Origin of the sequence: Microbispora sp. H10836 (assembly GCF_012999525.1) — a bacterium.
Classification (GTDB): Bacteria; Actinomycetota; Actinomycetes; order Streptosporangiales; family Streptosporangiaceae; genus Microbispora.
In genome coordinates, this window is the sequence record NZ_JABBWU010000001.1 from 424,681 (window position 1) to 444,060 (window position 19,380).

A 19,380-nucleotide genomic window follows, 5' to 3' on the forward strand; every position below is an offset into this window, starting at 1 on the left:
CCGTCGCATGGGGCCGGTACGGCAATTGTCGGTCGGCGTCTCTATGGTCTTGGGCGTGGATGCGGTACAGGGCACGCTGGACGAGCTCGGCACTCCCCTGCGGGAGGTGACGTTCGTCGTCTTCGACCTGGAGACCACCGGCGGCTCGTCTGCGGAACACGCCATCACCGAGATCGGCGCGGTGAAGGTGCGCGGCGGCGAGGTGATCGGCGAGTTCGCCACGCTGGTCGACCCCGGCGGCCCGATCCCGCCGTTCATCTCCGTGCTGACCGGCATCACCGACGCCATGGTCGTGGCCGCGCCGAAGTTCTCCGAGGTGCTGCCGAGCTTCCTGGAGTTCGTCGCCGGGACGGCCCTGGTGGCGCACAACGCGCCGTTCGACATGTCGTTCCTGAAGGCGGCGTGCCAGGCCAACGGCTACCCGCCCCCGGCCAATCCGGTGGTGGACACGGCCGACCTCGCGCGCCGGGTGCTGACCCGCGACGAGACCCCCAACTGCAAGCTCGCCACCCTCGCCCGGATCTTCCGCAGCTCCACCGAGCCCTGCCACCGGGCGCTGGCCGACGCGAGGGCCACGGTCGACGTGCTGCACGGCCTCATCGCGCGGGTCGGCTCGCTCGGCGTGCACACGCTGGAGGACCTGCGCGGTTTCGTGCGCGCCCCCACACCGGAGCAGCAGCGCAAGCGCCACCTCGCCGACGGGGTGCCCGGCGCGCCGGGCGTCTACGTGTTCGAGGACGCCAGGGGCGAGGCGCTCTACATCGGGAAGAGCTCCAACCTGCGCAACCGCGTGCGCAGCTACTTCACCGCGAGCGAGACCCGCTCGCGCATCCGCGAGATGGTCGGCATCGCCGAGCGGGTCAGGACGATCGTCTGCGCCACCGCGCTGGAGGCGGAGATCCGCGAGCTGCGGATGATCGGAGCGACCAAGCCCCGCTACAACAGGCGGTCCCGCTTCCCGGAGCGGGCGGTCTGGCTCAAGCTGACCGACGAGCCGTTCCCGCGGCTCAGCGTGGTGCGGGAGGTGCGCGACGACGGGGCGGCCTACCTCGGCCCGTTCGGCAGCAGCCGCACGGCCGACGACGCGCGGACGGCCATGCACGAGGCGCTGCCGCTGCGGCAGTGCACCGAACGGATCTCGGCCCGCGTGCGGCGGCCCGCCTGCGCGCTCGCCGAGATCGGCCGCTGCGGCGCGCCCTGCGAGGGCCGCGAGAGCGAGGAGGGCTACGCCCGGCACGTGCGCCGCGCCCGGCACGCCATGGAGCAGGACGCCGAGGCGGTCTTCTCCGCCATGGAGGCGCGCATGCGGCGCCTTTCGGCCGAGCAGCGATACGAGGAGGCGGCCGTCGACCGCGACCGGCTCGCGGCCTACGTCAGGACCGCCGCGCGCATGCAGCGCCTGCGCTCCCTCACGGGCATCCCGCAGATGGTCGCGGCCAGCCCCGCCTTCGACGGCGGCTGGGACATCCACGTCATCCGGTACGGCAGGCTGACCGCGGCCGGGGTGATGCCCAGGGGGGCTCATCCCACGCCCTACGTGGACGCGCTGGTCTCCACCGCGGAAACGGTCGTCCCCGGTCCCGGCCCGACGCCGGCCGCGAGCGCCGAGGAGACCGAGTGCGTGCTGCGCTGGCTCGACTCCCCCGGCGTGCGCCTCGTCCAGGTCGACGGCGCCTGGAGCCTTCCCGCGTACGGCGCGGGGCGGCTGATCGAGCGCATCGAGCGCGCCTACCGGCACCAGCGGAGCGACCGCCGTGAGGGACGGCCGCTGCGGTGACGCTAGTCTCTGGGGCGACAAGCCGAAGCCGGGAACAGCAGGAGAGACGCGCATGGTCACCGCGATCGTCCACATCAAGGCGGATGTCGACCGGATCCCCGAGGTCGCCGAGGCCATCGCCGAGATCGCCGGCGTCAGCGAGGTGTACTCGATCACCGGAGAGTTCGACCTGCTGGCCATGGTCAGGGTCGGCCGGTACGAGGAGGTGGCCGAGGTCGTGCCCGGCCGCGTCAACAAGGTGGCCGGCGTGCGCCACACCGAGACGCACATCGCCTTCCGCACCTACTCCCGCCACGACCTGGAGGCGGCCTTCTCCATCGGCCTCGCCGACGCGGACTGATCCGGCCCGGCGCCGGAAGACCGCGCGGGGCGGCGCCGGCCGGGCGGGCGCGGCGATCAGGCCGGGCGCAGCAGCCGGACGCGGACCTCGAACCCGCCGGGGAGCGGGTGCGCGGCGACCGAGCCGCCGAACAACGCCGCCCGCTCCCAGGTGCTGATGAGCCGGTCGCGGGGCAGCCCGTCGTCGTGGACGACGACCTCCAGGACGGCGGGCAGCCACCGCAGCGTGACGGTCGCCGTGCGGGCCACGCCGTACCACAGGGCGTTGCCCAGTGCCTCCTCCACGATGCGGTAGGCCGACAGCTCCAGAGTGGGGCCGCTCCCCCGGATGCCGGCCTCCTTGAGTGAGACGGCGAGCCCGCTCGCGCGGAAGTCGTCGAGCAGACCCGGCAGGTCCCCCAGGCCCGGCTGGGGGCCGCGCCGCTGCCCGTCCATGCGCAGCAGGCCCATCATCCGGCGCAGATCGGACAGGACCCGCCGGCCCGACTCCTCGGCCTCGCGGAAGGTCTGCCGCGCGCGTTCCGGGTCCTTGTCCATGATCACGCGGCCCGCTCCCACGCCGAGCGTCATCACGCTCAGGTCGTGCGCCACCAGGTCGTGCAACTCGGAGGCGATCCGCAGGCGCTCCCGGACGACGACGTCGTCCTCCTCGTCGCCGCTACCGGCACGCCCGGGGCGCATGCCCGCCCCGCCCGCCGCCGTGAACGGCCGGCCACCCCTGCCACGGTCCGGTCCCGGAAAGACCGCGCCAGGGCGGGAACCGGTGTGGGGCGCGCCGCGGGAACCGGCGGCGAACAGGGCCATCCCGGCACGGGCGAACGCGGCCCAGCGGTGGATGACGCGGAGGGCGGACAGGCGCATCATGGCGGGAACGGTACGGCTCGGGCCGAACCCGGCACGTCCCCATCAAGGTGGACGCCTGATCCCTCCAGCGGTGGAGGCGAACCGGATCGGAAAGACGATCAGGCCTTGCCGCCGAGCGCGCGGCTGATCTCGACCCAGCGCTCCAGGGTCTGCGCCGCCCTGCCCGAGTCGACCGCCTCGGCCGCGCGGGCGTACGCCGCGCGCAGGTCGCCGACCAGGTCGTCGCCCGGGCCGTCGTAGGCGACCAGCCCGGCCGCCGCGTTCAGCAGCACCGCGTCGCGCACCGGCCCGGTCTTGCCGCCCAGCAGGTCGCGGACCGCCGCCGCGTTGAACTCGACGTCGCCGCCGCGCAGGTCGCCCGGCTGGGAGCGGGGGATGCCGAGGTCGGCCGGGTCGAGCGTCGTCTGGGTGGCGGTGCCGTCCCGGACGACGAAGACCACCGACGGAGCAGCGGTGGACAGCTCGTCCAGGCCGTCGTCGCCCCGGAAGACGAGCGCCGACACGCCGCGCTCCGCGAAGACGCCGGCCATGACCGGCAGCATGCGCGCGTCGAACACGCCGATGGCCTGGGCGGCGGGGCGCGCGGGGTTGGCCAGCGGCCCGACGAAGTTGAACACCGTCGGCACGCCGATCTCCTTGCGCGGCGGGCCGGTGAACCGCAGCGCGGGGTGGTAGACGGGCGCGAAGCAGAAGGCGATGCCCGCCTCCACCGCGACCCTGGCCGTGGCCTCCGGCGCGAGGTCGAGGGCGACGCCGAGGTGCTCCAGCACGTCGGCCGCGCCGCACAGCGAGGAGGCGGCCCGGTTGCCGTGCTTGACGACCCGGGCCCCGGCCGCCGCCGCGACGATCGCGGCCATCGTCGAGACGTTGACGGTGTGCGCCCGGTCGCCGCCGGTCCCGACGATGTCGAGCACCGGCCCCTCGACCGTGAGCGGGGTGGCGCGCTCGAACATGGTGCGGACGAGGCCCGTCACCTCGGCGACGGTCTCGCCCTTGGCCCGCAGGGCGACGGCGAAGGCGGCGATCTGCGCCGGGGTCGCCGCCCCCGACATGATCTCCCCCATTACCCAGGCCGTCTCGTCGGCCGTCAGGTTCTCCCCCGCGAGCAGGGCGTTCAGCGTCGAGGGCCAGGTGGTGCGCGTGTCCATGGTGGGCTCCGCGGGGTTGATGTGCGGTCGGGTCGGCGGGTGGTGCGGCTGTGCGCCCGGGCGGTTCGGGCGCCCCGTTCGGTGGTCAGCCCGGTGACGTACGGGCCAGGATCCGGTGAACCAGGATCCGGTGAATCAGGTCCGGTGGGCCGGGGTCCGGTGGACCCGGGTCGAGACCGGCCCCGCTGTGGGCCCCACGCCGGGCGCAGCGGCGCCCGGCGTGGGCGCCCGATGCGCCGGAACCCGGCACGCGCCCAGCGCCGGGTGCCGTCGCCCGGTGCCGTGCCGCCCGGCACCCGGCACCCGGCGAGCGGCCGGTGCCGGTGCGCCGGGTCCCAGTGCGCCGGGTCCCAGTGCGCCCGGTCTCAGTGCGCCGGGTCCCAGTGCGCCCGGTCTCAGTGCGCCTGGGTGAGGCTGAGGCGGCGCCGCATGAGGTCGGCCACGGCCTCGGCGAGGACGACGGGGTCGATGGGCTGCGCGACGACGGCGTCGGCGCGGGACCAGTTGGCCAGCCATCGGTCGTCCCTGCGGGCGATGAGCAGCAGGATCGGGGGGCAGTTGTGCACCTCGTCCTTGGCCTGGCGGCTGACCCCCATTCCGCCGGCCGGCTGCGCCTCGCCGTCGAGGACGGCGACGTCGATGTCGCCGGAGTCGAGATGCTTGATCACGGCCGGCTGGGTCGCGCACTCGACGATCTCGACGAGGGGCACGTCCGCGGCAGGGCGCCGCCCGATGGCCAGCCGGACCTTCTCCCGGGTGCCTGCGTCGTCGCTGTAGACGAGAACCCTCATTTCACGCTCACTGTCGAATCGCGGGGTATGGTCATCGTGATGCTACCGGCGCGGCTGCAGGGCTCGCAGCCCCGGGGCGATTGCTGTGACATGCCCGTTTCGTGGGCGCGTGTGGACCCTAGCGGGGGGTCGTGGGCCGACCCGACCTGGGGAGCCGCAATAATGCTGGGCGTGGCGACAGCATCCGCAATTACTACGACGACGAGACCGCACGGGTCCAGCCGGCCGAACCTGGTTCAGGTCGGCACCATCGTGTGGTTGTCCTCTGAGCTCATGTTCTTCGCGGCGCTGTTCGCGATGTACTTCACCATCCGGTCGGTCAGCCTCGGGCAGGGCACGCACTGGCCCGAGGCGCACCTCGAAGTCCCGTTCGCGACCTTCAACACGACCGTTCTGGTCCTGTCGAGTGTCACGTGCCAGCTGGGCGTGTGGGCCGTGGAGCGAGGCCAGGTCAAGAAGCTGCGATTCTGGTATGTCGTAAGCTTCCTGATGGGCGCCTTCTTCGTGGGCGGACAGCTTTACGAGTACGGGAACCTGGCGCGCGAGGGCCACGTCCTCTCGCACTCCCCGTACGACTCGGTGTTCTACCTGACCACGGGCTTCCATGGCTTGCACGTGACGGGTGGTCTGATCGCGTTCCTGTTCATCCTGGGACGCACGTACGCCGCGAAGCGCTTGACGTATGAGCAGCAGACCAGCGCGATCGTCGTGTCCTACTACTGGCACTTCGTCGACGTGGTCTGGATCGGCCTTTTCGCGACCATCTACATCATCAAATGATCGGAACGGGGATTTCGGTGAACTCCATCACCGCCCGACGGCGCCATCCCCTCGCGCGTGTCGCCGTCGTGGCACTCGCGCTGGGCCTGCTCGGCGGCGGCTACGCGCTCGCGGCGCCGAACGGCAGCACCGCGGACGCCGCGATCGCGTCCGGCAAGGCCGACGACGTGGCGCAGGGCAAGAGCCTGTTCGTGGCGCACTGCGCGAGCTGCCACGGCATGAACGCCGAGGGCACCAAGAAGGCTCCGACGCTCATCGGCGTCGGAGCCGCCGCCGTGGACTTCCAGGTGAGCAGCGGCCGCATGCCGGCCGCCGACGCGGGTCCCCAGGCTCCGCGCAAGCCGCGCCCGGAGTGGGCGACCGACGTGGCCATCAACCAGCTCGCGGCGTACGTCCAGTCGCTGGGCGGCGGCCCGACGGTGCCCAGCGCCGAGCAGGTCGACCCGGCCAAGGGCGACCCCGCCAAGGGCGGCGAGCTCTTCCGCGCCAACTGCATCCAGTGCCACAACTTCGTGGGCGCCGGCGGCGCGCTGACCTACGGCAAGTACGCGCCGTCGCTGAACCCTGCGACGCCGACGGAGATCTACGAGGCGATGGTCACCGGCCCGCAGGCGATGCCGGTGTTCAACGACTCCACGATCACGCCGGAGCAGAAGCGCGACATGATCGCGTACATCACCCACGTGCGGTCGCAGGTCGACCCCGGCGGCTCGGGGCTGGGCCGTATCGGACCCGTCACCGAGGGCCTTGTAGCGTGGATCGCGGGTATCAGCCTCCTGGTCCTGGCCTCTATCTGGATCACAGCGAAGAAGCGACGGGCGGCATGACAGAGCAGAACGAGTACCCCGAGAGCGGACGGGTGCCGAGTCGCGTCATCGGCACGCCGCCCGCCGACGCGCCGATCGCCGACACCGACCCGATCCGCGCGCCCGAGGGCGTTCCCGGCGTGATCCCGCAGGACCCCGTCAAGGCCCGCAAGGCCGAGCGCCTCGTCGCGCTGCTGTTCCTGGTCGCCTTCCTGGCCGGCGCCGGGTTCGTCGCGTCGTACGTGATCTTCCAGGTCGGCACGATCGACAAGACGGCCACGTCGAACCTCGCGCTCGGCGGCACCCTGGCCCTGGCCCTGCTCTCGCTGGGCGCGGGCCTCACGGTGTGGGTGCGGCAGATCATGCCGAAGTACAACCTCATCCAGGAGCGCCACGAGATGCGCTCCGACGACGAGGCGCGCGGGTACGTCAAGGAGACCTTCCTCCAGGGCGCCGAGGAGAGCGGGTTCGTCAAGCACCGGCTGCTGCGCCGCACGCTGCTGCTGGCCGCCGCTCCGCTGGGCCTGGCCCCGCTGGTGCTGCTGAAGGACCTCGGCCCACTCCCCGGGACCGTGCTCAGGCACACCGCCTGGGGCGAGCCCACCAAGGACGGCAAGCCGCGCCGCCTCGTCGTCGAGGGCACCGGCCAGCCGATCCGGGCGGCCGACTTCAACTCGCCGGGCGGCATCCTCTCCGTGGTCCCCGAGGGCTACGAGGAGGACCTGAACGCGCTGGCCAAGGCGACGCTGATCCTGCTCAAGTTCCGTCCGGAGGAGCTCAAGTCCGGCACGAACCTGAACTGGACCCACGACGGCATCGTCGCCTACTCCAAGATCTGCACCCACGTGGGCTGCCCGGCGGCGCTGTACGAGCAGACGACGCATCACATCCTCTGCCCGTGCCACCAGTCGACCTTCGACGCCGCGGACGGAGCGAAGGTCATCTTCGGCCCCGCCGCCCGTCCGCTGCCGCAGCTCCCCATCGGTATCGACGAGGAGGGCTACCTCGTCGCGAAGTCCGACTTCAAGGTCCCCGTCGGTCCCAGCTTCTGGGAGCGTGGCGACGCGGAAGCCGAAGTTAGGGAGAACGCATCATGAACGCTCCCCCGAAGGCCATCGCAGGCGTCTCGACCTTCGTCGACGACCGCATCGGTGCGGGGAACTTCCTCAAGCGCAACCTGAGGAAGATCTTCCCCGACCACTGGTCGTTCCTCCTGGGGGAGATCGCGCTCTACTCGTTCGTCATCCTGCTGCTGACCGGTACGTTCCTGACGTTCTGGTTCAAGCCGAGCATGAGCGAGGTCCCGTACACGGGCAGCTACGCCCCGCTGTACGGCGTGCACATGTCGGAGGCCTACGCCTCGGCGCTGCACATCAGCTTCGACGTCCGTGGCGGTCTGCTCATGCGGCAGATCCACCACTGGGCGGCGCTGCTGTTCGTGGCCGGCATGACGGTGCACATGCTCCGCATCTTCTTCACCGGTGCGTACCGCAAGCCGCGTGAGCTCAACTGGATCATCGGCATCCTGCTGCTGTCGCTCGCGCTCATCGAGGGTCTCACCGGTTACTCCCTCCCCGACGACCTGCTCTCAGGCGCGGGTCTGCGGATCACCCAGGGCGTGGCCCAGTCGATCCCGATCGTGGGCACGTACGTCTCGTTCTTCCTGTTCGGGGGCGAGTATCCGGGCCACGACATCATCCCGCGGTTCTACACGCTCCACATCCTGCTGATCCCGGGCATCCTGCTCGCGCTCATCTCGGCCCACATGATCCTGATGTGGGTGCAGAAGCACACGCAGATGCCGGGCAAGAACAGGACCGAGAAGAACGTGGTCGGCGCTCCGTTCTACCCGGCGTTCATGATCAAGTCGGGCGCGTTCTTCCTGTTCACGTTCGGGGTCATCGCACTGCTCGGCGCGTTCGCCCAGATCAACCCGATCTGGCTGTTCGGGCCGTACACGCCGGCGGACATCTCGGCGGGATCGCAGCCGGACTGGTACATGGGCTTCCTGGAGGGTGCGCTCCGCCTCATGCCGGCGTGGGAGATCAACTTCCTCGGCCACACGGTGACGCTGAGCGTGCTGATCCCGGCGCTCGTGCCACTGGGCATCGTCATGACGGGCCTGGCGCTGTATCCGTTCCTGGAACAGTGGGTCACGGGCGACCGCCGCGAGCACCACGTGTGCGACCGGCCGCGCAACAACCCGCACCGCACCTCGATCGGCATCGCGGGCATCACGTTCTACGGCATCCTGTGGCTGCTGGGCGCCAACGACGAGATCTCGGCGAACTTCCACATCGACCTGTACACGACGACCTGGTTCGGGCGGATCGCCGTCTTCGTCGGCCCGGCCATCGCGTACTGGATCACCTACCGGATGTGCATCGGCCTCCAGCGCAAGGACGCCGAGGTGCTGTCCCACGGGGTGGAGTCCGGCGTCATCAAGCGGATGCCGAACGGCCAGTACATCGAGGTCCACACGCCGCCGGCGGAGGACATCGCCGAGCACATGCGCGGCAAGAAGGAGATCCCGGTCCTCACGAGCGCCGAGGACGGCGAGGGCATCCCGCCCAAGGGCGCCCGCAGCGCCCTCGGCCGGCTCCGCGCCAAGATGAGCGAGGCGTACGGCACCGACCGGGTCCCGCTCACCGACGGCCACCACGAGGAGGCCCACGAGGAGGAGCACGCGGGCGTCGGCGGCGGCGACCGCAAGGAGCTCCACTGACGGAGGCCTGAACGACCGGCACGACGCGGCCCGGCGGGGAACACTCCCCGCCGGGCCGTTGCGTTTCCCTCAGCCGGTGGGCGGCACGAGGCCCGTCTCGTAGGCCGTGATCACCAGCCGCACGCGGTCGCGGGCGTCGAGCTTCGCGAGCAGCCTCGTCACGTACGTCTTGACGGTGGCGGCGCTGATGAACAGCTCGGCGGCGATCTCCGCGTTGGACAGGCCGCGCCCGACGAGGGTGAGCACCTCGGTCTCCCGCTCGGTGAGCCCGGCGACCCGCCGGGCGCGCGGACCGGGCGCGGGGCGGGCGGCGAACTCCCCGATCAGCCTGCGGGTGACGCGCGGATCGATCAGGGCGTCACCTGCGGCCACCACCCGGATCGCCGCGAGGATGTCGTCCAGGGCCATGTCCTTGACGAGGAACCCGGACGCCCCCGCGCGCAGCGCGCCGTAGACGTACTCGTCGTCGTCGAAGGTCGTCAGGACGAGGACCCGGGCGCCGCCGCCCGCGGTGATCAGCCGGGTGGCCTCGATGCCGTCCATGCCCGGCATGCGGATGTCCATGACCACCACGTCGGGGCCGGCGTCCCGCGTCATCCGCACCGCCTCCTCGCCGGTGCCCGCCTCCCCCGCAAGGTCGAGGTCGGGCGCGTCGGCGATGACCATCTGAAGAGCGGCGCGGACCAGTGGCTGGTCGTCGGCGAGCAGCACGCGGACGGTCATCGGACTGCCGTGGGCACGGGCAACCGGGCCGCGACCCGGAAGCCTCCCCCGGGACGCGGCCCGGCCGCGAAGGTCCCGTGCAGGACGCCTACCCGCTCACGCATGCCGAGCAGGCCGTAGCCGTCCCCGGCGTCGCCGCCGCGCCCGTCGTCGAGCACCTCGACGCGCACCTCGTCGTCCCGGTAGTCGATCGACACCTGGCAGGACGCCGTACCGGCGTGACGCAGCACGTTGGTGACGGCCTCCTGGACGACGCGGTAGGCCGCCACGTCGACCTCGGGCGGCAGCGGACGCCGCTCCCCCAGCCGGCGTACGTCGACCCGTACGCCCGCCTGTGTGGTCGTGGCGGCCAGCCGGTCGACGTCGGCGAGGCCGAGCACCGGTCCCGGACGCCCCAATTCCGGACGCCCCAATTCCGGATGCACCGGTTCCGGATGCACCGGTTCCAGCGGCCCCGGACGCGGGGGTACCGCTGACGCGGGCCGCTCCGGATCGCGGCTTCGCAACGCGCCGAGCATGCGGCGCAGTCCGGACAGCGTCTGGCGACCGGCCGTCTCGATCTCCCCGAGGGCGTCCCGCGCCCGCTCCGGTTGCGTGTCGATGACCCGCCGCGCGGCGCCGGCCTGGAGCGCGATGACGCCGATGCTGTGCGCGACCATGTCGTGCAGCTCACGGGCGATCCTGAGCCGCTCGTCGCTCACGGCCTGGGTCGCCGCGCGGGCGCGCAGTTCCTCGGCGTGCTCGCGGGACTGGCGCACGGAGTTGCCGAGCAGCCAGGCGATGACGGTCGTCAGGGCCACGGCCGTCTCGGACGACGCCGCGATCGGCCACCCGTACCGCACCCGGACCGCCAGATAGCCGCCCAGCACGGCGAGAGCCGCGAGGACGGCGGCGACGCCGCTCGCGCGGGACCGCCCGGTGGCGATGAAGAACACCGCGACCTCGGCCGCGAGGAACTGCGGCAGCGGGATCTCCGCCACCCCCAGGGGCATCGTGCCGAGAACGGACGCGGCGAGCAGCAGGGTCAGGGCCGGCAGGGGACGGCGGCCGAGCAGGGCGCCGCCCGCGAGCGCCAGGGCGGTTGCCACGCCGAAGTACGCCAGGCCGTCCCAGCGGAAGAACTGCGCCGCCGGACGCGCGGCGGGATACCACTCGCCGGGCAGCCGCATCCGCATCAGGAACGTGAACGCCGTACCCCCGCACCAGGCGAGGACCACCCACGCCCCGGGCGGCAACCGTCTCAGCAGCGGAGGGGATGCGACCTGCATGATCAGAGCGTAACCACGTGTCCTTCCGGTGGGCATCCGACCAGGGGTCTACATCCGCGGTCGTCCCGTGCCGCGGCGAATGTCCGTGCCGGTCCGATGCGGTGGGCGGCGCCCCACGGCACCGTGAACCGGGTGATCGACACCGCACAGCCACAGGCGGCCCGCGACCGGCCGCATGCGCCGCTGCCCCTCTCCCCCGGCCGCACGGGCGCACGCCGCGTCCCGCCCGCCTTCCTCCGCCCGGGTCCGGCGCGGGGCCGCCTGCGCCGAAGGCTGCCGGCCGCGCTCGTCAGCGTCTCGCTCGCCGTCCCCATGACCGTCGCGGCACGTCCAGAGGCGGTCCCCGCGCCCGTCCCGCCTCCCCTGCCCCCGCTGCGCGCGGCGACCGCCGCGGTCCTGGCCGGGCGGTACGCCGCCACCCGCGACGCCATCGGGACGGCCTCGCGGACCGCCGCCGCGGCGGGCCACCGGTGGCGGGCCGCGATGCTGCGGGCGATGGCCGACCCCGCGCGGCACTTCCTGTCCTTCGACGGGCGCGACGGCGGCCGGGCCACCGAGGTGTTCGGCGACCTCGCCATCGCCGACCGGATCGCGGTTCTCGTCCCCGGCTCGGGCACCGGCCTCGACACGTACGGGCTCCTGCGCGGGGGCGCGATGCGGCTGCAGCGGGCGATCGGCGGATGGGGAGCCGTGGTCGCCTGGCTCGGATACCGGACCCCGAGCACCGTGAGCCTCCAGGCGATGACCCCCGGCCGCGCGGACGAGGCCGTCCCCGCCCTGCGTGCCTTCGTACGCGATCTGGCCCGGCTCAGGCCCGCCGCCCGCGTCGGCCTGCTGTGCCACTCGTACGGCGGCGTGGTGTGCGGCCGGGCCGCGCCCGGCCTGGACGTCGCGGACATCGTCCTGTACGGCAGCCCCGGCGCCGGCGTGGACGACGCGGCGGCGATGCGCACACGGGCGGCGGTGTGGGCCGCCCGCGGCGCCCGGGACTGGGTGGCCCACCTGCCGCACGCGACGGTGCGCCTGCCCTCCGGCACGATCGGTCTCGGGGAGGATCCCCTGTCCCCCCGGTTCGGCGCACGGATCTTCGCCGCGGGCGATGCCGGCCACAGCGACTATCTGAAGGACGGATCGCCCGCGCTGGCGAACATCGCGCGGATCCTCTCCGGCCATGCTCCCGCCGAGGTGAGCGGTGATTCATGACCTCGTCCGGCACGTCGAGGCGGCGACACCCGCCCGGCGCGACCGCGCCGTCGACGGGCTGCGCGCCCTCGCCATCTCCGGCGTGGTGCTCGGCCACTGGCTGGTGACCGCCCCGGTCGCCGACAGCGGCGCCCTGCGTGTCACCAGCCCCCTGAAGTACATGCCGCAGCTCGCACCCGTCTCCTGGCTCCTCCAGACCATGGCGGTGTTCTTCTTCGTGGGCGGGCGGGTGGCCGTGGAGAGCCACCGCCGCGCCCGGAACCGGGGCGACGGTCACGGGCGGTGGGCCGCCGCGCGGACGGCCCGTCTGTTCCGCCCGGTCGTGCCCCTGCTGGGGGTGTGGAGCGCGGCCGCGACGGCGATGCTCGCCTCGGGCGCCGACCCGGGGACCGTGTACGCGCTGGTGAAGCTGGTGTGGTCGCCGATGTGGTTCCTGCTGGTCTTCGCGGCGCTGACGGCGGCGACCCCGATCGCCGTCCGGTTGCATCCGGCGTGGCCGCTGGCCGCCGTAGCGGTGGTCGATCTCGTCAGGTTCGGACTGGACGGGCCGTCCTGGATCGGCTGGATCAACGTGGGAACCGGCTGGCTCGTGCCGTACTGTCTCGGCGTGCTGTGGGCGCGCGGACGGCTGGACGGCCGGGTGACCAGGTGGGCGCTGTTCCTCGGCGGAGCCGCGGCCACCGCCGGTCTCGTCCTGTGGGCCGGCTACCCGGCGTCCATGGTCGGCGTGCCCGGCGCCCCGGTCTCCAACCAGTCCCCGCCCACTCTGGCGGCCGTGACGTTCGGGCTGTCCCAGTGCGGCGCGGCCCTGGTGCTCTCCGGCCCCCTGCGGCGGGTGCTGCGGCGCCCCGCCCTATGGGCGACCGTGGCGGCGGCCAACCTCTCCGCCATGACGATCTTCCTCTGGCACCAGACCGCCATGATCGCGGTCACGGTGGCGGCCCTGCCGCTCGCGGGACGGGCGCTGCCCGGCCTGCACACCGTGCCCGGCGATCCCGGCTGGGTGGCCGCCCGCCTGGCGTGGCTGCCGCTGTTCGCGGCGGCCCTGGCGGTGTGCTGGGCGGTCTTCCGCCGTCACGAGACACGCCGGCCCGGGCGGTAGCCGCTCAGCTCAGAGGATGTCGGCGGGAGCGGCCCGCAGACGGCTCCGCTTGAGCCACTCAGGCCAGGAATCCTGCCAGTAGCTCCAGCCGTTGGTGGCCTCCAGCCTGCGCGGCGTTCCGGTCACGATGATCGGGTCGCCGATCAGGGTGTTCTCCTTGAACCACTTGCCGTTCTCCGGGCTGACGTTCACGCAGCCGTGGCTCACGTTGGAGTTGCCCTGGTCGCCGACCGACCAGGGCGCCGAGTGGACGTACTCACCGCTGTTGGAGATGCGCACGGTGTTGTAGACGGTGGTCTGGTAGTAGCCGGCCTGCCCGGGTCCCGCGTCCGGAGACGTCATGACCGTGACGTCCTCCCTGGACATCGCCACATGGATGCCGCTGGTGGTGTGGTGGCGCATCACGCCGCCCATGCCCGCGCTGATCGGCATGTCCTTGATCTGCTTGCCGTCCCGCTCGATCTTCATGTGGTGGGTCTGGGTGTCGGCCACGCTGATCTGCGAACGGCCGATCTCGAAGTCCCGGACGTAGTCCTGCTTGCCGTACATGCCCTCGCCGCCCCTGACGCCGGCCAGACGTGCGGTGACGCGGACCTTCGTGTACGTCGGCCAGTACTTCTCCGGGCGAAAGACCACGTTCTTGTCGTCGAGCCAGTGCCAGGCGCCGTCGATGGGCTTGGACGCCTGCACGATCAGGTTGCGCTCGACGGACACGCGGTCGTTGATCGGCTTGTCGAAGGTGATGATGATCGGCATGCCGATGCCGACCTTCAGGCCGGTGTCCTGCTTGCTGGGCAGCAGGGTGGAGATGCCGAAGGTCTTGGCGGCCTGTTTCGTGGTGAAGCGCACGGTCCTGGTCGTCGAGCCACCGGGACCCGCGGCCGTGGTCTCGACGCTGTAGGCCGTGCCGGGGGCCATGGGACGCTCGCTGCGCCACTGGGTGCGGTCGGGGCTGAACACGCCCGCTACGGGCCGCCCAGCGGCCTGTACGGCCACATGAGTGAGCTTGCCGCCCGCCGCGCCGATCAGGATCGGCAGCTCGGGCGGCAGGTCGGCGGCGCCGTCGAGCGGGCTGATGCTGATCGCCGTCCCGGCGCCTCGATCCTCGTCCTGCCCACCCGACGTGGAACACCCGGAAATCACCACGAGAAGGGCCAGCACCCCCGCACCAGCACGCACGTCCGTCCCCCTAGCGTCGCTTTCCGGGGGTTATTCCCCAGTGGCGTACCGTTCGGGCTCTCTGGACACCGCGTACGGGCAAAGAACGCGGACGGCCGGCCGGCGAGATCGCCGACCGGCCGCACAGCGGGGTTCACGCGATCAGTGCGAGAAGTTGCCCCGGTAGTACTGGAACACGAACCCGATCATCGCCATGACCGTGCAGAACAGGCCGATGAAGAACAGCCACCAGCCGATCGCGAAGCCGAAGAACGTCAGTGCGGCCGACAGGCAGACGAACAGCGGCCACCAGCTGTGCGGGCTGTAGAAGCCGATCTCGCCCGCGCCGTCGCTGATCTCGGCCTCCTTGTTGTCCTCCGGCTGGTCGCCGATGCGGCGCGCCGTGAACAGCAGGTAGTAGCCGATCATGAGGGCCAGGCCGACGGAGATCGCCATGGCGGTGGTGCCGGTCGGCTCCTTCGACCAGAACCAGTAGACCACGTCCGCGGCGGCGAAGAAGACGCCGCAGAGCAGGAACATCCATCCCTGGATCTTCATCGGGACTCCTCCACCAGCTCAGGCTTGGCGGTGATGTGCGGGTACTTGAGGTCGAACGCCGGGCGCTCGGACCGGATCCGCGGCAGCGACACGAAGTTGTGCCGCGGCGGCGGGCAGGAGGTCGCCCACTCGAGCGAGCCGCCGAAGCCCCACGGGTCGTCCACCGTGACCTTGGGCGCCTTACGCCACGTCACCCAGACGTTGTAGAAGAACGGCAGGGTGGACAGGCCCAGCAGGAGCGCGCCGACGGAGGAGACCATGTTCAGGTCCGTGAAGCCGTCGCTCGCCGCGTAGTCGGCGTACCGCCGGGGGAAGCCGATGACGCCCAGCCAGTGCTGCACCAGGAAGGTCAGGTGGAAACCGAAGAACAGCAGCCAGAAGTGGAGCTTGCCGATCCTCTCGTTGAGCATCTTGCCGGTGAACTTGGGCCACCAGAAGTAGAAGCCCGCGAACATCGCGAAGACCACGGTGCCGAAGACCACGTAGTGGAAGTGGGCCACGACGAAGTAGGTGTCGCTGATGTGGAAGTCCAGCGGAGGCGAGGCCAGGATGACGCCGGTGAGGCCGCCGAACAGGAAGGTCACCAGGAAGCCGACCGCGAACAGCATCGGCGTCTCGAACGACAGGTGCCCGCGCCACATCGTGCCGATCCAGTTGAAGAACTTCACGCCGGTCGGCACCGCGATGAGGAACGTCATGAACGAGAAGAACGGCAGCAGCACCTGGCCGGTCACGAACATGTGGTGGGCCCACACGGTGACCGACAGACCCGCGATGGCGATGGTCGCGCCAACCAGGCCGACGTAGCCGAAGATCGGCTTACGGCTGAAGACCGGCAGGACCTCGGTGATGATGCCGAAGAACGGCAGCGCGATGATGTAGACCTCGGGATGGCCGAAGAACCAGAACAGATGCTGGAACAGCATCGGACCGCCGGTCGACGCGTCGAAGATGTGTGTTCCGAGCTTGCGGTCGGCCTCCAGAGCGAGCAGCGCGGCCGCGAGCACCGGGAAGGCCAGCAGCACCAGGATGCTCGTCAGCAGGATGTTCCAGGTGAAGATCGGCATCCGGAACATCGTCATGCCGGGGGCGCGCATGGTGAGGATCGTGGTGATGAAGTTCACCGCGCCGAGGATGGTGCCGAGACCGGACAGCGTCAGGCCCATCAGCCACAGGTCACCGCCGAGGCCCGGTGAGGTGACCTCGTCGGACAGCGGCGCGTACGCCGTCCAGCCGAACGAAGCGGCGCCCCCCGGCGTGAGGAAGCCGGAGACCGCGATGGTGCTGCCGAACAGGTAGAGCCAGTAGCTCACCATGTTCAGCCGGGGGAACGCCACGTCGGGGGCGCCGATCTGCAGCGGCATCAGCTCGTTGGCGAAGCCGGCGAACAGCGGCGTCGCGAACATGAGCAGCATGATCGTGCCGTGCATCGTGAACAGCTGGTTGAACTGCTCGTTGCTGACGACCTGCAGCCCCGGCTGCGCGAGCTCGGCCCGCATCACCAGCGCCATGACGCCGCCGATGAGGAAGAACACGAAAGACGTGATCAGGTAGAGGTGCCCGATCACCTTGTGGTCGGTCGAGGACAGCCACTTGGCGATGACCGTGCCCTTGGTGTACGGCCGCGCGACGATGCCGGCCGGTTCCTGGATGGCGGTCACTGCGCACTCCCCGCCTGGCTCTTGATGTACTGGTCGAACTCGGCCTGCGGGACGAGCTTCACGGAGAACAGCATCTTGCTGTGGTCGCTGCCGCAGAGCTCGGCGCATCGGCCGATGAAGACACCCGTCTTGTCGAGCGTCGTGATCTGGAAGTGGTTGTGCACGTTGCCCGGGAAGACGTCCTGCTTGAACAGGAACGCCGGCACCCAGAACGAGTGGATGACGTCGGGCGAGTGCAGGTCGAACTGCACCTGGGTGTTGACCGGCAGCACGAGCTGCGGACCCTGGGGGGTCTGCTCGCTCTGCTTGCTGAGGTCCACCGGCACACCCGCGACCACGGCCTTCTGGCCCTGGTACTCGGTGGTGAAGCGCCAGCTCCACTGGTAGCCCTCGACGGCCACCTTGACCGGGGCGTCCTTCGTGATCCGCGTGATCTCGGTCTCGTCACGGGCCGTGAAGTAGAAGAAGACCGCCACCATGATGACCGGGACCACCGTGTAGAGGATCTCGATCGGCAGGTTGTAGCGCACCTGCGGAGGCAGCTGGTCGGGACTGTTCTTCTTCTTGCGGTGGAAGATGCACGCCCACAGGATCAGTCCCCAGACGACCACGCCGGTGGCGAGAGCCGCGACCCAGCTCCCGTTCCAGAGGGTCTGGACGATGCCGGCCTGCTTGGTAACACCTTCCGGCATGCCCCCACGGGACCATTGATCGATCGCCTGGTTGCTACACGCCGTGCCGGACGCCACCAGCAGCGCCACGGCGGCGGCTCCGGGCAACCGGCGGCGTGCCCACGGTCGCCGTGTCGTACGGCGGGTCGGACTCACGGATCGCCTACCCCACAGATGAAGCCCAAGAGTTCCTCTCCTGGGCGGTTTTTCCAATTGACTCTCAGGTGAGACCGGCACCAACCTTGCGGCCGGTCTGCCCTTTACTTGGTTGAGTTCACGCTGGGGGACACATTAGCGCGGACCGGCGCCGCCCCCCTGACCAGCCCCCGTTAATGTCTCAACTGTGGCCTACCTGGACGCGGCTTCGACCGAACCTCTCCATCCCGCGGCCCGTGACGCCCTGCTGGCGGCGATCGACGCCGGTTGGGCCGATCCCGCCCGCCTGTACGGCACGGCGCGCCGCGCCCAGATGTTACTGGAGCGCGCGAGGGCGGAGGTAGCCGAACTGATCGGCGCCCGGCCCGACGAGGTGTCGTTCACCTCGTCGGGGACGCAGGCCGTCCACCTCGGGGTGCTCGGCACGCTGGCCGGCCGCCGCCGGGCCGGGACGCGCCTGGTGGCGGGCGCCGTCGAGCACTCCAGCGTCCTGCACGCGGGCGAGGTGCACGAGCGCGCGGGCGGCGAGGTGGAACTCGTGGGCGTGAGCCGTACGGGCCGGGTGGACGCCGGCGCGTTCGCCGAGGCCGTCGCGCGGCCCGGCACGGCCCTGGCATGCCTGCAGACGGCCAACCACGAGGTGGGGACGCTCCAGCCGGTCGAGGAGGCGGCGCGGGCCTGCCGGGAGGCGGGCGTGCCGCTGCTGGTCGACGCCGCCCAGTCGGCGGGCCGCATGCCGCTCCCCGAGGGCTGGTCGGTCCTCACCGCGAGCGCGCACAAGTGGGGCGGCCCGGCCGGGGTGGGCGTGCTGGCGGTGCGCAAGGGCGTGCGCTGGCGCTCGCCGCTGCCGGAGGACGAGCGGGAGCGGCGGCGCGTGCCGGGGTTCGAGAACGTGCCGGCGATCGTGGCCGCCGTCGCGGCACTGCGCGCCCGGGCCGAGGAGGCGGAGACCGAGAGCAGGCGGCTGTCGGCCCTGGTCGACCGGATCCGCGCCGAGGTGCCTCTGCTGGTGCCCGACGTGGAGGTCGTCGGCGCCCCGGTCCTGCGGCTGCCGCACATCGTGACGTTCTCCTGCATGTACGTCGAGGGCGAGGCGCTGCTGACCGAGCTCGACAAGGCCGGTTTCGCCGTCTCGTCCGGAAGCTCCTGCACGGCGAGTACGCTTCGTCCATCGCACGTCCTGGAGGCAATGGGCGTGCTTACGCATGGGAATGTGCGGGTATCGCTGCCCCGTGGCGTGTCCGAGGACGACATCGATCGCTTCCTCGCGGTGCTCCCGGACATCGTGCGGCGGATCCGGTCGAGCTTGGGGGTGCACTGATGTGGCGCAGACGGACGGGCGACGGCGCCCGGCGGTCTCCCGAGGCGGCCCAGGCGGCGGAGCGGGCCGAGCCCGCCGCGCCGGTCCGGCCGGCGGAGCCGCCCGCGCTGACGATCGACGCGCTGGGCCGCAAGTGCCCGATCCCGATCATCATGCTGGCCGAGCGGATCAACCAGGTGGCGACGGGCGGCGTGGTCGCCGTACTGGCCGACGACCCCGCCGCGTTCACCGACGTCCCGGCCTGGTGCCGGTTGAAGTCACACGAGCACGTGGGGAGCTACGAGCTGCCCCAGGGCGGCTGGTCCATCCACGTGCGCCGCAACTACTGA

General features: G+C 71.4%; 19 protein-coding genes. 10 read left to right on the forward strand and 9 right to left on the reverse strand.

Annotated features, from left to right (window positions below; translation table 11 throughout):
• Positions 1–55: 55 nt before the first annotated feature.
• Entirely contained in the window at positions 56–1,777 is a 1,722-nt protein-coding gene (locus tag HHX30_RS01955) for a DEDD exonuclease domain-containing protein (protein ID WP_311922038.1), read from the forward strand.
• A gap of 52 nt (positions 1,778–1,829) precedes the next feature.
• Positions 1,830–2,117, forward strand: a complete 288-nt coding sequence (locus tag HHX30_RS01960) for an Lrp/AsnC family transcriptional regulator (RefSeq protein WP_169978702.1) — start codon at positions 1,830–1,832, stop codon at positions 2,115–2,117.
• Between the two features lie 56 nt (positions 2,118–2,173).
• Here HHX30_RS01960 and HHX30_RS01965 read toward each other — a convergent pair whose 3' ends face one another.
• The 3 genes from HHX30_RS01965 to HHX30_RS01975 form a co-directional block, all read right to left on the reverse strand.
• Positions 2,174–2,980 carry a sensor histidine kinase gene (locus HHX30_RS01965; protein WP_169978704.1) on the reverse strand — a complete coding sequence of 269 codons (807 nt, stop codon included), beginning with the start codon at positions 2,978–2,980 and terminating at the stop codon, positions 2,174–2,176.
• Between the two features lie 98 nt (positions 2,981–3,078).
• Entirely contained in the window at positions 3,079–4,128 is a 1,050-nt protein-coding gene (gene trpD / locus HHX30_RS01970) for an anthranilate phosphoribosyltransferase (protein WP_169978706.1), read from the reverse strand.
• Positions 4,129–4,523: 395 nt separating this feature from the next.
• Positions 4,524–4,919 (reverse strand): response regulator transcription factor, encoded by a 396-nt coding sequence (locus HHX30_RS01975; RefSeq protein ID WP_169978709.1) that lies wholly within the window; start codon positions 4,917–4,919, stop codon positions 4,524–4,526.
• Between the two features lie 162 nt (positions 4,920–5,081).
• Here HHX30_RS01975 and HHX30_RS01980 point away from each other — a divergent pair, with 162 nt between their 5' ends.
• The 4 genes from HHX30_RS01980 to HHX30_RS01995 are packed head-to-tail and all read left to right on the forward strand — an operon-like array spanning position 5,082 to position 9,230.
• On the forward strand, positions 5,082–5,699 hold the full coding sequence (locus tag HHX30_RS01980; RefSeq protein ID WP_169978711.1) for a heme-copper oxidase subunit III: 618 nt from the start codon (positions 5,082–5,084) through the stop codon (positions 5,697–5,699).
• Positions 5,700–5,716: 17 nt separating this feature from the next.
• The gene (locus HHX30_RS01985; protein WP_169978713.1) at positions 5,717–6,526 is read left to right on the forward strand and encodes a c-type cytochrome; all 810 of its coding nucleotides are present in this window, start codon (positions 5,717–5,719) and stop codon (positions 6,524–6,526) included.
• Complete coding sequence (locus HHX30_RS01990; protein WP_169978715.1) at positions 6,523–7,602, forward strand: ubiquinol-cytochrome c reductase iron-sulfur subunit; 1,080 nt, start codon at positions 6,523–6,525, stop codon at positions 7,600–7,602. Before HHX30_RS01985 ends, HHX30_RS01990 begins: the two co-directional genes overlap by 4 nt.
• Positions 7,599–9,230 (forward strand): ubiquinol-cytochrome c reductase cytochrome b subunit, encoded by a 1,632-nt coding sequence (locus HHX30_RS01995; protein ID WP_169978717.1) that lies wholly within the window; start codon positions 7,599–7,601, stop codon positions 9,228–9,230. The genes HHX30_RS01990 and HHX30_RS01995 overlap by 4 nt, the downstream gene beginning before the upstream one ends.
• Positions 9,231–9,299: 69 nt before the next feature.
• On the opposite strand, the gene HHX30_RS02000 is transcribed toward HHX30_RS01995, so the two are convergent.
• Both HHX30_RS02000 and HHX30_RS02005 read right to left on the reverse strand, forming a co-directional pair.
• Complete coding sequence (locus HHX30_RS02000) at positions 9,300–9,953, reverse strand: response regulator transcription factor (protein WP_169978719.1); 654 nt, start codon at positions 9,951–9,953, stop codon at positions 9,300–9,302.
• A complete protein-coding gene (locus tag HHX30_RS02005) occupies positions 9,950–11,221 on the reverse strand; it encodes a sensor histidine kinase (RefSeq protein WP_169978721.1) in 1,272 nt (423 codons plus the stop codon). The genes HHX30_RS02000 and HHX30_RS02005 overlap by 4 nt, the downstream gene beginning before the upstream one ends.
• A 132-nt stretch (positions 11,222–11,353) precedes the next feature.
• Here HHX30_RS02005 and HHX30_RS02010 point away from each other — a divergent pair, with 132 nt between their 5' ends.
• Complete coding sequence (locus HHX30_RS02010; RefSeq protein ID WP_311922039.1) at positions 11,354–12,424, forward strand: alpha/beta hydrolase; 1,071 nt, start codon at positions 11,354–11,356, stop codon at positions 12,422–12,424.
• A complete protein-coding gene (locus HHX30_RS02015) occupies positions 12,414–13,526 on the forward strand; it encodes an acyltransferase (RefSeq protein ID WP_169978725.1) in 1,113 nt (370 codons plus the stop codon). The genes HHX30_RS02010 and HHX30_RS02015 overlap by 11 nt, the downstream gene beginning before the upstream one ends.
• A 9-nt stretch (positions 13,527–13,535) precedes the next feature.
• Here the strand turns inward: HHX30_RS02015 and HHX30_RS02020 are convergent, their stop codons facing one another.
• From HHX30_RS02020 to coxB, 4 genes are all read right to left on the reverse strand, one after another.
• On the reverse strand, positions 13,536–14,705 hold the full coding sequence (locus tag HHX30_RS02020; RefSeq protein ID WP_169978727.1) for an Ig-like domain-containing protein: 1,170 nt from the start codon (positions 14,703–14,705) through the stop codon (positions 13,536–13,538).
• A 141-nt stretch (positions 14,706–14,846) separates the two neighbouring features.
• Positions 14,847–15,242: a cytochrome c oxidase subunit 4 gene (locus HHX30_RS02025; protein WP_169978729.1), complete on the reverse strand. Its 396-nt coding sequence runs from the start codon at positions 15,240–15,242 to the stop codon at positions 14,847–14,849.
• The gene (ctaD, locus tag HHX30_RS02030) at positions 15,239–16,903 is read right to left on the reverse strand and encodes a cytochrome c oxidase subunit I (protein WP_310741731.1); all 1,665 of its coding nucleotides are present in this window, start codon (positions 16,901–16,903) and stop codon (positions 15,239–15,241) included. Before ctaD ends, HHX30_RS02025 begins: the two co-directional genes overlap by 4 nt.
• Positions 16,900–17,595 carry a cytochrome c oxidase subunit II gene (coxB, locus tag HHX30_RS02035; RefSeq protein ID WP_249349522.1) on the reverse strand — a complete coding sequence of 232 codons (696 nt, stop codon included), beginning with the start codon at positions 17,593–17,595 and terminating at the stop codon, positions 16,900–16,902. The genes ctaD and coxB overlap by 4 nt, the downstream gene beginning before the upstream one ends.
• A 322-nt stretch (positions 17,596–17,917) precedes the next feature.
• On the opposite strand from coxB, the gene HHX30_RS02040 reads away from it, so the two are divergent.
• The gene (locus HHX30_RS02040; protein ID WP_169978735.1) at positions 17,918–19,051 is read left to right on the forward strand and encodes a cysteine desulfurase family protein; all 1,134 of its coding nucleotides are present in this window, start codon (positions 17,918–17,920) and stop codon (positions 19,049–19,051) included.
• A complete protein-coding gene (locus HHX30_RS41190; protein ID WP_169978737.1) occupies positions 19,051–19,380 on the forward strand; it encodes a sulfurtransferase TusA family protein in 330 nt (109 codons plus the stop codon). The genes HHX30_RS02040 and HHX30_RS41190 overlap by 1 nt, the downstream gene beginning before the upstream one ends.